Here is a 13082-nt window from a genome sequence, read left to right as displayed (position 1 = left end):
CACCCTCGACGATCGACGACCGCCACCCTCGACTTTCGTCGTAGGACGGCGTCGCACAATGGCCGATCAATCCTGCTTCCGTCCGCTCATAGCGTGGCCGTCATGAAAGCAAATGTCCCCCGCCGCGGCATTGTCGGAACCACGCTGGCGATAACGGCGATGGCCGGCGCCACCCTACTTTCCGGCTCCGCCACCGCCGGACAGGATTTCGCCGGGCCGAAGCCGACCATCTTGCTGGTACACGGCGCGTTCACCGACGCAAGCAGCTGGAGCGGGGTCATCACGAACCTCCAGCACGCCGGCTATCCCGTTGTCGCGCCGCCCAACCCGCTGCGTGACCTCACCACGGACGCCGCCTACATCGCCGGGATCACGCGGAACATCAAGGGCCCGGTGATCATGGTCGGCCACTCCTACGGCGGCGCGGTGATCACCAACGCCGCCCGCGAAGCCCCCAACGTCAAGGGCCTGGTGTACGTGGCCGCTTTCGCCCCGGACAACGGCGAAAGCACCGGCGACATCAACAAGCGCTACCCGGACACCCCGATCAGGACCAGCATCGTCCCCCAGCTGTACCCCGACGGCACCGTGGACCTGTACATCGACCCCGCCAAGTTCCGCGACGTCTTCGCCCAGGACGTCCCGGCCGACCGGGCGGCGGTGATGGCGGCCGTCCAGCGCCCGCTCAACGCGCCGGCCGGCGACCGCCCCTCCGGCGAGCCCGCCTGGAAGAAGCTGCCCAGCTGGTTCCTCACCGCGACCGAGGACCACGCCATCAACCCCGCCGCCGAAGCCGACATGGCCAAACGCGCACATGCCGTGCAGACCGTCAAGATCCGCGGCGGCCACGCCCTGCCCGTGAGTCACCCCAACGACGTCGCCCGCCTGATCCGAACAGCGGCCTGCCAGACCCGCCAACAGTGACAGGCATCAACCGCCGGGGGTAGATGTGGACTGACCGGGGTTGACTCCGAGGCCAGGGTGGGTCTCCGGGATCAACCGGATGTACCGGGAACCTGTGCTTGACAGCGTCAACAGGCATGATCAGAAACATCATCGCGCTCACCGCGATCGGTGTCCTCGCGGTCGCGGCTCCCGCGACCGCTGAGGACACCCACCCGTGCGCGCGGGCGACGCAACGCTGCGACGCAGCGATTCAGGTTCCGCTCAACTGGGACGATCCAGGGTCGGAACGCATCACTGTCCCGTTCACGTGGTTACCCCACACCGATCAGACCAGGCCGTCGGCCGGCGTGATCGCCGGGCTGGACGGCGGGCCCCAGCCAGTGGCCCGTTCCGACCGGGCGTTCACCGACGCACTGGGGCCGGTACTGGCCGACCACGACCTGCTGATCGTGGAACGCCGGGGCTTCGGCGCGTCGAGCCCGTTGCGGTGCCCGGACCTGCAGATCGAGAAACCCGACACCGTGCGGGCCTGTGCGAACCAACTCGGACCACGCGCCCAGTTCTTCAGCACCGATCAGCGAGTGGCCGACGTTGACGCGGTACGGCGCGCCTTGGGCGTGCCATCCCTCGCGGTCTACGGGGATTCGTACGGAACCGTTGACGCCGTGGCCTATGCAACGCGGTTCCCGGCACACACGTCCGCGGTCGTGGCGGACAGCCCGCTCATGTCCGATCGCAGCGGCCACCTCATCGACACCACCTACCAGGACTTCCTGCGCAACGCCTTGAACACCGTCGGCACGCCCTGCCAGGCTTCCCAGGCGTGCCGCCGGGAGCATCCACGGCCCGCCGCGGAGATCTTCGACCTCGTACGGACACTGCGCGCCCATCCCGATCCGAAGATCTCCATGTCTACTGTGGACATATTGTTGCGGACACAGGCCGTGGCGGGGCGTGGTCGCGAAGCCGTGGCCGCGGTCGCCGACTACATCGACGGAGATCAGGTCCCGCTGCACAGGCTGGCCGCGTACATCAACACGGACCGGGGAGGCCGCGACGAGTTCTTCCGCACCAACACCGCCGTCCTGACGTACCAGTGCAACGATGACGCGCTGCCCTACGACCGCGACGCGTCACCTGACGTACGAGCCAGGCAACTCGCCGACTACCGCGACCGGTATCCGCAGCGGCCCATCGCCGCCGCCGAAGTCGGTGGCAACAACGAGGATTTCTGTCTCAACTGGCCACTGCCCCGCCAAGCACCGCCCGTACCGGCTGGCGCGGCGTACCCGGACGTGCCGGCGTTGACCCTCGGCGGAACCACGGAACCCATGTTCGGCGGCAATGTCGTGCCACTGGCCAAGCGGTTCCCGCACGGCCAGTCGGTGCTGGTGCCCTTCGGCGGGCACGCGGCGTCGATGTCCGGCAACCCCGCCTGCGCGGCGGAACTGGTCCGGTCCTTCCTCGTCGAGCCGGCCAAACCGGTCCACGCCACCTGTACCGCGGAGACCTACCGGGCGATGGGCCACTTCCCCCGGACCAGTGCCGAACTGCCGGCCACGCGGGTGCCCGGCCTGGCCGCCGCGTTCATGACCGCCTCCGACCTCCTCGGCCAGGTCGGCCCCAGCGGCCTCGGACCAGGCCCACAACTGCCGGGTCTGCGCGGGGGAACGTTCACCGGCGACGCCAACGGAGTCCTGCACCTCACCAGCGTCCGCTATGTCGACGACATCGCGGTGTCCGGTGACATCCGCCTCGTGAACGGCACCGCTGAGGCCGACCTCACCCTCGACAGCGGACCGAAACTGCACCTGTCCTGGCGCCCGTTCCAGGCCCAGGACAAGACCACCGTGACCGGATCGACAGACGGACACCCGTTCACCGTGTGCCCGCCCACCACAACCTGATTGCCAAGGATGGGACACCGGACGAAGTCCGGTGCCCCATCCAACTCAACAGTGCAGGTCGTGGTCGTCAAGCTGAGTTGACATGATCGAGTGTCAGGCTAGACTGACACCATGGACACGGACGAACTCACCCAGCGGATCCGGTCGACCGACCCCGCGGTCGGGTTACGAGCCGTGGGCGCCCTGCACCGGCTGGCCGAACAGGTCGAGGCGGCCGCGGTCGCCCGCGCGCGACAGCAGGGCTGGTCCTGGGAGCAGATCGGCGACGCACTAGGCGTGTCACGGCAATCGGTGCACGCCAAATACGGCAAGGAGCACGGCCATGGGTAAACAACTCAGCAACTCCGTCCGAACCCGGGTGGTCCTGGCCGCCATGGCGGAGGCCCGGCGACGCGGCGATCGCCGCCTGGGCACCGAACACCTGTTGCTGGGCCTGCTGCACGAACGCGACTCAGCCGCGATCCAGGCGCTCGGCGTCGACCTCGACGCCGCGCGGACCGGCTTGGACGCCCTCGACCGGGCGGCGCTGGTCGCGATCGGCATCGACGTCGGCGACCTCCCTTTCACCGGCCACATCGCGTCCGGCAAACGCCCACCGCTGACCTCCGCCGCCCGAGCCGTGCTGCTGCACGCCATCAAGCCGACCCCACGCAGCAAAGCCCGCCATCCCACCGCCGAGCACCTGCTGCTGGCCCTGCTGGCCGGCCACCAGCCCGATCCCGCCGCCGATCTGCTGGCACAGCTGGACATCGACCTGGATGCCGTGCGCAACCGACTGGACCAGCCATGACCACGCCCGTCGACACCGCGTCCCGGACATGGACAACCCGCCTGCTGCGCTGCGGGGTGGTCGCCGGACCGCTGTTCGTCACCGCCTTCCTCCTCGAAGGCGCCACCCGCGCCGACTACCACCCGCTGCGCCATCCAGTCAGCACCCTCGAACTCGGCGGCACCATCGGCATCACCCAGGTGGCCAACTTCATCGTCGGCGGATCGCTGATGCTCTGCTTCGCCCTGGGCTTACGCCGAACACTGCGAGCCCGCCACCGACCCTCCACCTGGGGACCGTTGCTGATCGGCGCCGCCGCCATCGGGCTGATCGGCGCCGGCATCTTCATCAGCGACCCGGTCAGCGGTTACCCACCCGGCACCCCCGGAGCATCTCCCTACAGCTGGCACGGTGCGCTGCACGACCTGTTCTCGGTACCCACCTTCCTGGGCTGGCCGGTCGCCTGCCTGGTCTTCGCCCGCCGCTTCGCCGGCTGGCGGCAACCCCGCTGGGCCATCTACTCCGCGGCCACCGCGGTGTTGTTCGCGATCGCATTCGTCCTGACCAGCCAAGGCTTCGGCCAAACCCCCGGCCTGGTCGACATCGGCGGACTACTCCAACGACTCACCATCACCATCGGCTGGACCTGGCTCACCCTCCTGGCCGTCCACCTGCTCAAGACCCAGCCAGAGCAGCGGTGAGCAGGCTCAGCGCGCAGGCGCGGGGGGTGGCGGGCAGTGCGAGTGCGGCGGGGACGCGGATCGGTGGGTCGGGCTGGACGAGGGCGACGGCGGTCGAGTCCTTCGAGACGAGGCCGGCGGGGAGCAGGGTCCAGCACGCTCCGGAGGCGACGGGGCCGGCAAGGAGGTCCTGGACCCGGGTCAGTGTCGGCCCCACGCGGGGGGTGAACCCGGCCGCTTGGCAGGCGGCCGTCATCAGGTCGTAGGTGCCGGGGTTGTCCGCGTGGGCGGACCGGGCCAGGGGGAGGTCAGCGAGCGTGGCGAGGTTGCTGGCGGTGCGGGCGTACGCGGCGGGAACCGCCAGGAGTAGTGGCTCGTCCCAGAGGTGATGGACCCGCACGCCCGGGGTGTCCGGTGGCGCTGCCACGAACGCGGCGTCGAGGTCGTCAGCGGCGAGGGCGGCGAGCTGACCGGTCGTCGAGGCGGAGCTTGTCACCTGGAGCGTGATGCCGGGGTGGGCGGCGCGGACGGCGGCAAGAGCAGCTTCGATACGGGGGCTGAAGACGACGCTGCTGCCGATACGCAGGACACCGGTGGTGCCGGCGGCGATTTCGACGGCGGCAGCGGCGGCACGGTCGATGCCGCGTAGTGCGCGGCGCGCGTGGACAAGGAATGCCTGACCATCCGGGGTGAGCCGGGCCCGACGGTGGGACCGGTCGAACAAGGTCAGTCCGAGTTCGCGTTCCAGCCGCGCCACCTGCTTGCTGACCGCGGATTGAACGATGTTCAGTGCCTCCGCGGCCCGGCCGAAGTGTTCACACTCGGCGACAGCGACGAAACAGCGCAACTGCCGGACCTCCATCGCCCCCGCCCTCCGCGCCTCGATCGATTCCGTTCGGTGATTGTTCCATGGCCGGGTTGGTCATTGATCGACCCCGGTCAGACCGGCTGGAATAGAGCGTGTGAGGAGACATCCAGAGTGTTCGGCCGCGGCGACGACGATCGTGAACGCGAAGGTGTTCGACGGGACGAGGTCACGGGACTGGACTTCGGTCCGGTTCGCTGACGGGCTGATCACCGAGTGCTCGGCGGCCTCGGCCGCCCAAGAAGGCGACGAAGTGATCGACGCGGGTGGCGGGACGGTGCTTCCGGGTCTGATCGACGCGCACGTGCACCTCGTTCCCGGCGCACTGGCGCAGTCGTTGACCTTCGGCGTCACCACCGTTCTCGACATGTTCAGCAAACCCGACCTGGTGGCCAGGGCCAAGGAGCAGGCCGGCTCCCGGCCGGACGTGGCCGACGTGCGGTCCTCGGGGGTCGGTGCCACCGCGCCCGGCGGGCACCCGTCGATGATGTACGCCCCGTTCCCGACGTTGACCGGCGCTGACCAGGCCGAGCAGTTCGTCGCGGACCGGATCGCGGCGGGCTCGGACTATCTGAAGATCTTCGCCGGCACCGGGGGCCTGTGGCCGTCGCTGGACTTCGAGACCATCAAGGCACTGGTCACCGCCGCGCACGCCCGCGGCCTGGTCGTCGTCGCTCACGTGAGCTCGGTGGCTGGTGTCGAGGAGGTCGTGTCCGCCGGCGTCGACGTGGTGGCCCACGTCCCCGCGGACGCCGAGCTGGACAAGGCCCTGGTCGACCGCATGGCCGAGGCCGGCATCGCGGTCGGTCCGACGCTGGCCACCATCGAGAACACCCTCGGGCCGCCCTACTCGCGGGCCGAGGACAACGTGCGGCGACTGGCCGACGCGGGGATCACTGTGCTGGCGGGCACCGACGCCCCGAACCCGGGGACCGTGTTCGGCGCGAGCCTGCACCGCGAGCTGGAACTCCTTGTCCGGTGCGGCCTCAGCCCGGTGCGGGCCCTGGCGGCCGCCACCACCGAACCGGCACGAGTGTTCGGCCTGGCCGACCGAGGACGTGTCGCGGCCGGGCAACGCGCGGACCTGGTCCTCGTGTCCGGTGACCCGTTGACGGACATCACCGCGACACGCGCGATCGAGCGGATATGGCGCGCGGGCACAGCCTGCGACCGACGCGCCTTCGTCGCGAGCGCCGCCGAAGCCGAGCAGCTTGACGCGTTCAACGCCCAGGTCGCCAAGGTCGTGGCAGCCGTGCGCGAACGCCGATCCGCCTTCGGCTGAACGCGGGCAGGCGGGTCATCGGTGCGCGCAGAGGTCCTGGACGTCGCCGGCACAGGCGTAGTAGTGGAATCCCTCCATCGTGTTGCGTCCTTCGGGAGTGAGCACGTAGTTCCGGAACGCTTCGGGCAGCGAACCCGGCTCGAGCGGGCCGGAGCTGTACACGTATTCGACCGTCCAAAAAGGATAGCCCGCGCGGATGTCGGTGAGAGTCGGGCCCAGCCGGTCCAGAACGACCTTCTTCACCCCGGTGGACTGCTCCACATCGGACACGTCCGCGTAGCCGATCGCGCCGTCCAGGGTGGCCACCCGGTCGATCACGTCCCCGGTCGAGCCCTCCTCACAGACGATCGGCAGCTTGGCCGGGACACCGGGCAGGCGGGTGCGGCACGTGTCCGAAGTGGACTGGACCTGGGCGGCGCCGAGAACGTACCGTTCCAGGGTTTGCCTGGTCCCGGAGGCGGAGGACCGCACCACCACGCGGATCTCCGCGGTGTCACGCGGGTCTCCAGTGATGTCGCTCCACACACGGGCCGCCCCGGTGAATATCCGCCGCGCGTCGGTGAGGGACAGGGCGCCGACCGGGACCTTGTCGTTGACCGCGAACGTGAACGGGACGATCGCGAGCGGCGCGGACACCAGCGAGGCGAACTTCGGATCGTTGAACCTGCCGTCGGAGAGCGCGAGGCGCTGCCGGAGGTCCTGGCCGGCGTCGAGCAGCCGCTCCAGGCCCTCCCGGCTGCCCGGCGTCCCGACCTTGATGGCCGACCCACGGCAGTACGCGCCGTAGGATCCCGCCAGTTCCGTCGCGGCCCGGCCGAACGCGCTCGAACCCTCCACCGTCAGGGAACCGGGCACGCACGCCAGGCCGGCCGGGAGCCTGGTGAACGGAGTGACGTTGTTGAGCAGCAGCACCACTCCGAGCGCCCCGGCGCAGAGAGCTGTCAGGCCGCTCCAGGCGAGGGTGGCCGGCTGGACCCGCTCCCTGCCCTCCCGCGTGGTGATCCGGCCGTCCCGCAGGCCGCCGTCGACCTCGACCCGGTGCTTCTCCCCCGCCTTCGTCCCGGAGAGCACGATCACCAGCTTGAACGAGTCGCCGACGTCGAGCGCGATCATGGGCAGTCTCACCCGGTCCTGTTCGATCGCGAAGTCCGGCAGCCCGGCCATCACCCGTTGCAGTTCGGTGGGCTTGAACTCGGTGGCGTCGACGGAGACCACCGTCCGGCCGGGGAACCGCAGTCCGAGCGGCGACACGTAGTCGTCCGGGTCGATCGGCGTGCCTCCGGTGTTCTTCACGCGCACCACCACCACGCCAGGATCGGCCACGGTGTCATGCTCGCCCTCCATCCGGACGGATTCGCCGATGTCCACGCCGAAAGGAGCGTCGATCCGGACGCGGCAGGACAGGATGCGCAGACGACGGGACCGCACGTACGTGACGACCGCGCCAACGACGGACACGGCGATCGCGGCCAGCAGGCCACTGACGCCGATCGTGCTGATGGCGGCCTCGGCGAACCACTTCCGTTCGGTGACTCCCAGGACGGTCCCCGCGACCACGACCAAGGCCAGCCCAAGCCACACGGCGACTCGCGAGCCCCTGCGCCCGCGTGGGGCGGCGTGGTTGACCACCGCGTCGGACAGTCGCCGGGCACCCGCAGCCGTCGACGGCTGCTCCTTCTTCGCCCGGCTGATCCGGTCCCGGGCCAGTGTCGTCTGTTCGCCGACCCATGAGGCGTCCTGATCGGGGTACGCCGCCTCGAACAGCTCCTTGGTGACGTCCTCGACGCTCTTCTGTGGTTTCCGGTCAGGCATCGGTACCGGTCTCCTCGTCCGTGTCACGCCCGCATCTCGGGCACCTGCCGGACATCCCGTCCAGGACGTACGCCGCCTCGAGGACGGCCTCCCACATGGCCTGCTTCGACCCCCTGGTCCGGTCGGCCTCCCTGGCGGTCAGGAACTTCTCGACGATGATCTCCCAGTGGTCCTGGGCGATCTTCCACGAGCCGTCGTGGCGCAGCACGAACCGGATCGCGAAGTAGTGCGGGATCTCGAAACCGTGCCTGCTGTACTGCAGGCGGTCGAGCCGGGGGATGGGGCCGATCCGCCGCGTGGTCGAGCGCCCGCGCAACGCCCTGACGTTCCGGTTGTCCGTCACCTCGGTGACCACGTATCCGGCCACGGCACCGGCGAACCCGGTCACCACCAGCCAGCCGGACAGCGAGAGCGGCAACGCCAACAAGGGAATCCTGGTGTCCCATGGCGAGTCGATCTGGACGGTGACGTTGTAGGCGACCTGTCCGCCGATGAACACCCAGTTGAACCCGAACAGGGCGACGAACCCGGCGAGAATGTAGTACCCGCGCACGCGCAGCCAGTACTGGATGCCGGTGTGCCTGGCCAGGGATCGGCGCCGGCGCCGGACCAGTTCACGCAGGGATTCCCACCGTGGCGCGGCGACGTCGGGCTCTGCCATGCGTCGTGTCGATCTCGTGCCGGGCAACGACGAACCGCCGTGTCGCGCCCCCTCTTCGCGGCCCACGGGCGAAACCTACCCGGCACAGGTGAACAACAAGGGTCGCTCGCCGGCTGCCGGCGACCGCCACCCCGGACTTTTCTTTATCGTATCAGCGGAACAGCAGTGCCGCCGCGAAGAAAAAACCGCGTTGGGTTTCAATCAGTGAAACAGGCCGGGATTTCTTTGACACCGCCTGCCGGGCGAGTTGTTGCCATCTTTCCCATTAGGACCGAGCCATCGGCGGATTCACCCTGGTCGTGGTGATTATGGTACGACGTGCCGGGGTTCTGCCCGTACTCGTGAGTGTTTTCTGTCATTGTTCCGATTCTGTCGTTGGTTTTAACGTTCCCAGTTACGAGCACCTCGGCGGGGCGCGCCGGACCACCGTTCGTCACTCCCCCGTTCGTGCCTGGTCAGGCACGTCTGCCTCCCCACCCTCGAGAGGTCGGCAACCCATGCCCCTGAACGAGTTCAAGAGTCATGCGATCAGCCGCCGTAACGCACTGAGAGCCGGATTCGGGCTCGCGGCCGCCACCCAACTGGCCTGGATCGAGTCCGCGGCCGTCACCCCGTACCGGGCGTCGGCCGACACCGTGGCCCCGCTGCCACCGATTCAGTTCGACATCGGCAACTTCATCAAGGCCCCGACCAGTATCAACGACGGCGCCGGCAGCGTCACCGTCCAGTTCGGGCCGGTGTTCACCTATTTCGTCCCCGTTGTTCTGACGCGCACCCCGAACACCACCGACCAACGGACCCTCAAGGACGCCCTGAACACGATCGAGCAGTTCTATCCCTTCAGCCCCAGCGGGGTCTTCGTGTTCGTCGCCTACAGCACCCGGTACTTCAACCGGCTGCCGGGCGGGCTGAACGGTTCCCTGTGCCATTCGTTCATGCCGCAACTACTGTCGGGTGTGAACCCCGACCGCACGACGAACGCACTCGCCCCCGCGGTGGCCGGGCCCACCGACGTGATCGGCGGCGTGGTTGGTGGGCCGGGCGCGCCTACCAAGAACGTCACCAAGGAACGCTTCAACGTCAACGTTGTGCTCGAGAACAACGACATGGTGTTCCAGATGCGCAGCGACTCCACGACCAACCTGAACGACGTCCTCGCGTGGCTCAAGGGAAGCAACCGGCTGGCCGGCTTCAGCGTCCGCTCGCCCGTGTTCAACGGCCTGATGCAGTTCCAGACCACTCGCGTGCAGTTCGTCCAGCCAGGCATGCCCCGGACGTCCGCCGAGAACAACCACTTCTCGTTCGCGCCCCTGGTCAACCCGAACTCGCCGATGTGGATGGGCTTCGCGGACCAGCAGGTCGACTCGAGCGGCCCGGCCCAGATCTGCACCTTCGCCGGCAACGCCTCGGCCCGGCTCACCAACGCGGCCCCGAACGACTACTTCGGGCTGGGCGCCGTGATGCACTTCTCGCACGTACTGCTGGACCTGTACCAGTTCTACTCCAAGCCCGGCCAGGACCCCCGGCACCCCGACGGTGAAGGCGCCGACGAACGCATCATGTACATGTTCCGGGCCAACCAGATCCGGTCGACCGAGGGCCTCCCCACGCCGTTCAACCCCACCGACCCGTACACCAACGGCGGCTGCCCGGCCTACGTCAACAACACGTTCCAGGGCAAGACCGACGCCAGCCTGTCCGCCCGGAACGCCGGCGGCAAGTACAACCCCGCCCATCCGACAGCCACCCAGCAGACCGAGACCTTCACCGGACTGCCCAGGATCGGCCACGAAGCCGCGCTGCAACGCTCCTCCCGAGCCAACGACGGCACCCCCATCCACATCCGGATGGACGGGCCCGGCCTGGGCGGCATGGACGTCCCCGCGTTCCAGAGCTACCCCGGCGGCGCCACCGTGCCCGCCGGCAGCAGCCAGCCGAAACTCGAGTTCGCCATCTTCGTGCCCACATCGGAGTTCTTCCGCCGGCTGCGCACCGACGTGGCGGCCCAGGACCTCCAGGTCCAGTTCAAGGTAGACCCGGAGGACAACGGGCTGGAGCGGTTCATCACCACCACCCGCAGGCAGAACTTCCTTGTCCCGCCCCGGTCCGTGCGTGCGTTCCCGCTGGTCGAGTTCGCCGGCCCGGCAGTGGCGTCCGCGACCCCACCCGACCCACCCGGAGCCGGCTGACCTGACCGGAAGGCTCCGCCCAAGGTGTTCGTCAACGCCGGCCCGACCAGGCCGGCGTTGGTTCTTCGCCCTACCCCCAGGGTGCGTTGAGGTAGGTGAGGACGGCGAGTACGCGGCGATTGCTGTCGATGTCGTCGGTGATGCCGAGTTTGGCGAAGGTGGAGGTGGTGTATTTGCTGATCGTGCCTTCACTCAGGAACAGTCGTTTGCCGATGGCCGCGTTGGACAGGCCTTCGGCCATCAGGGCCAGGATGTCGCGTTCGCGTTCGGTGAGCTCGCCGAGCCGGGCGGCCGGTGGTGTCGCGGTGAGCAGCCGCGCGATGACCGCGGGATCCATCGCGGTGCCACCGCTGGCGACGCGGTCCAGGGCGTCGAGGAACTGGTCGGCGTCGAAGACGCTCTCCTTGAGCAGATACCCGACGCCGCCGGCCCGGTCGGCCAGCAGTTCGCGGGCGTAGAGCTGTTCGACGTGTTGGGACAGGATCAGCACAGGCAGACCGGGGACGACGCGGCGCGCTTCCAGGGCCGCGCGCAGGCCCTCGTCTTTCTGGGTGGGCGGCATCCGGACGTCGACGATCGCGACGTCCGGGCGGCGGGTGACGAGCACGTCGAACGTCTCCGGGCCGGTGGTCGCGGTCGCGACGACGCGGTGCCCGAACGATTCGAGCAGCCGGACGATGCCGTCGCGCAGCAGGTAGAGGTCTTCGGCTACGACGATGTCCACGGCACCACCATCCGGGCGCGGGTGGGGCCACCGGCCGGGCTGTCCAGCGACAGTTTCCCGTCGAACACGGCGAGCCTGCGGCGCAGGCCGGCGAGACCACCGGTGGCCGACGACGTCGCGTCACCGCGTCCGTTGTCGGCGACCTCGACCACGACAGTGTCGCGCTGGCGGCACAGACGGATGGTCACGCTGCTGGCGTGCGCGTGTTTGACGGCGTTGGTCAGCAGTTCGGCGGTGCCGAAGTAGAGGGCCGATTCGATCGGCGCGTCCAACCGTGTGTCGAAGCCGGGTTCGGCCTCGACCGACACCGGCAGTGGGGTGTCCAAGGCGAGGGCGCGCAGCGCGTCGGTCAGCCCCCGTTCGCTCAGTACCGGCGGAGTGATCCCACGCACCAGTTCGCGCAGCTCGCGCAGGGCCGCGCTGGTCGTGGCCTTCGCCTCGCGCAGCAACGCCTTGGCCTGTTCGGGATCACGGTCGACGGCCCGCTCCGCCGTCGTCAGGGCCAGGCCGAGGGCGACGAGGCGGGCCTGCGCGCCGTCGTGCAGGTCGCGTTCGATCCGGCGGATCTCCGCGGCCTGCGCGGCGGTCGCGTCGGCGCGCTGCTCGGTCAGCTGCGCCACTCGCTGAGACAGCACGGCCGTGGGCGAGGGTCGCAGCAGCCCGATGAGGACCAACACCGCGATGTGCCACACGTACGGCGCTGTCCCTATTCCCGCCACGAGGGACAGCAGCCCGACCAGACGGATTTCCGTCTGGGTCAGCGCCCAGATGCCGGCGGCGACGCCCGCCACCGGAAGGGCGGCGACCACCCCGACCCCGAACGGGGCCGCCAGCAGCGCTCGGCGGTCGTGCCACGCGGCGGGGTCGCGCACCTGCCGGTGCACCCACCGGTTCACGCGCGACACGCCGCGGAAGCGCTTGTATCGGTAGCCGTTCCACCAGTATCCGGTCGACAGCCGCACGATCGACGTGATCGGCCGGTACCCGTGCGCCAGGGCGGTGCCGGTCCACCGGCGTACCAGCAACCGCAGCAGGCCGCAGATCGGGCCGGACGGTACGACGACGCCGATCGCGCCGGTGAACAGGGCGAGTACTGCCACGGTGTCCCACCGCCCACGGGCGACAGTGGTGGCTTCGAGCCAGACCAGCCCGGCCGCCAGCACCCATGCCGTCGGGTACAGGACGCTGACCACCAGCAGGATCACTGAGCGCGCCAGTCCGAGGCCCACACGGGCGGGCCATCGGACGGTGCGGGACACCCACTGTGCTGTCATCAACGACCAGCTT

The 13082-nt window shown here is 69.2% G+C and carries 12 protein-coding genes; 7 read left to right on the top strand and 5 right to left on the bottom strand.

All coding sequences use genetic code 11. The annotated features are described in order from the left end of the window. The first annotated feature begins 102 nt into the window (after positions 1-102). From EV192_RS20265 to EV192_RS20245, 5 genes are all read left to right on the top strand, one after another. Complete coding sequence (locus EV192_RS20265) at positions 103-924, top strand: alpha/beta fold hydrolase (RefSeq protein ID WP_132117573.1); 822 nt, start codon at positions 103-105, stop codon at positions 922-924. A gap of 116 nt (positions 925-1040) precedes the next feature. Beyond that, positions 1041-2813: an alpha/beta fold hydrolase gene (locus EV192_RS20260; protein ID WP_132117571.1), complete on the top strand. Its 1773-nt coding sequence runs from the start codon at positions 1041-1043 to the stop codon at positions 2811-2813. Between the two features lie 111 nt (positions 2814-2924). Beyond that, positions 2925-3143 (top strand): helix-turn-helix domain-containing protein, encoded by a 219-nt coding sequence (locus EV192_RS20255; protein WP_132117569.1) that lies wholly within the window; start codon positions 2925-2927, stop codon positions 3141-3143. Next, a complete protein-coding gene (locus tag EV192_RS20250) occupies positions 3136-3603 on the top strand; it encodes a Clp protease N-terminal domain-containing protein (RefSeq protein ID WP_132117567.1) in 468 nt (155 codons plus the stop codon). The genes EV192_RS20255 and EV192_RS20250 overlap by 8 nt, the downstream gene beginning before the upstream one ends. Then, the gene (locus EV192_RS20245) at positions 3600-4283 is read left to right on the top strand and encodes a DUF998 domain-containing protein (RefSeq protein ID WP_132117565.1); all 684 of its coding nucleotides are present in this window, start codon (positions 3600-3602) and stop codon (positions 4281-4283) included. Before EV192_RS20250 ends, EV192_RS20245 begins: the two co-directional genes overlap by 4 nt. Here the strand turns inward: EV192_RS20245 and EV192_RS20240 are convergent. Then, entirely contained in the window at positions 4258-5124 is an 867-nt protein-coding gene (locus EV192_RS20240) for a LysR family transcriptional regulator (RefSeq protein ID WP_132117563.1), read from the bottom strand. The genes EV192_RS20245 and EV192_RS20240 overlap by 26 nt on opposite strands. Positions 5125-5224: 100 nt before the next feature. Here EV192_RS20240 and EV192_RS20235 point away from each other — a divergent pair, with 100 nt between their 5' ends. Beyond that, complete coding sequence (locus EV192_RS20235; protein WP_132117561.1) at positions 5225-6409, top strand: amidohydrolase family protein; 1185 nt, start codon at positions 5225-5227, stop codon at positions 6407-6409. A gap of 15 nt (positions 6410-6424) precedes the next feature. Here EV192_RS20235 and EV192_RS20230 read toward each other — a convergent pair whose 3' ends face one another. Both EV192_RS20230 and EV192_RS20225 read right to left on the bottom strand, forming a co-directional pair. Beyond that, positions 6425-8221, bottom strand: a complete 1797-nt coding sequence (locus tag EV192_RS20230; RefSeq protein ID WP_132117559.1) for a PstS family phosphate ABC transporter substrate-binding protein — start codon at positions 8219-8221, stop codon at positions 6425-6427. Beyond that, the gene (locus tag EV192_RS20225; RefSeq protein ID WP_132117557.1) at positions 8214-8882 is read right to left on the bottom strand and encodes a DUF6313 family protein; all 669 of its coding nucleotides are present in this window, start codon (positions 8880-8882) and stop codon (positions 8214-8216) included. The genes EV192_RS20230 and EV192_RS20225 overlap by 8 nt, the downstream gene beginning before the upstream one ends. Positions 8883-9379: 497 nt before the next feature. On the opposite strand from EV192_RS20225, the gene EV192_RS20220 reads away from it, so the two are divergent. Next, on the top strand, positions 9380-11071 hold the full coding sequence (locus EV192_RS20220; protein ID WP_207926147.1) for a hypothetical protein: 1692 nt from the start codon (positions 9380-9382) through the stop codon (positions 11069-11071). A 70-nt stretch (positions 11072-11141) separates the two neighbouring features. Here the strand turns inward: EV192_RS20220 and EV192_RS20215 are convergent, their stop codons facing one another. Next, positions 11142-11795, bottom strand: a complete 654-nt coding sequence (locus EV192_RS20215; RefSeq protein WP_132117555.1) for a response regulator transcription factor — start codon at positions 11793-11795, stop codon at positions 11142-11144. Next, complete coding sequence (locus EV192_RS20210) at positions 11780-13069, bottom strand: sensor histidine kinase (protein ID WP_132117553.1); 1290 nt, start codon at positions 13067-13069, stop codon at positions 11780-11782. The genes EV192_RS20215 and EV192_RS20210 overlap by 16 nt, the downstream gene beginning before the upstream one ends. Positions 13070-13082: the final 13 nt, after the last annotated feature.

The sequence above is a fragment of the Actinocrispum wychmicini genome (genome assembly GCF_004345645.1).
GTDB lineage: Bacteria > Actinomycetota > Actinomycetes > Mycobacteriales > Pseudonocardiaceae > Kibdelosporangium > Kibdelosporangium wychmicini.
Note: the sequence above shows the minus strand (reverse complement) of the source record. Positions and strands in the feature narration are given on the sequence as shown.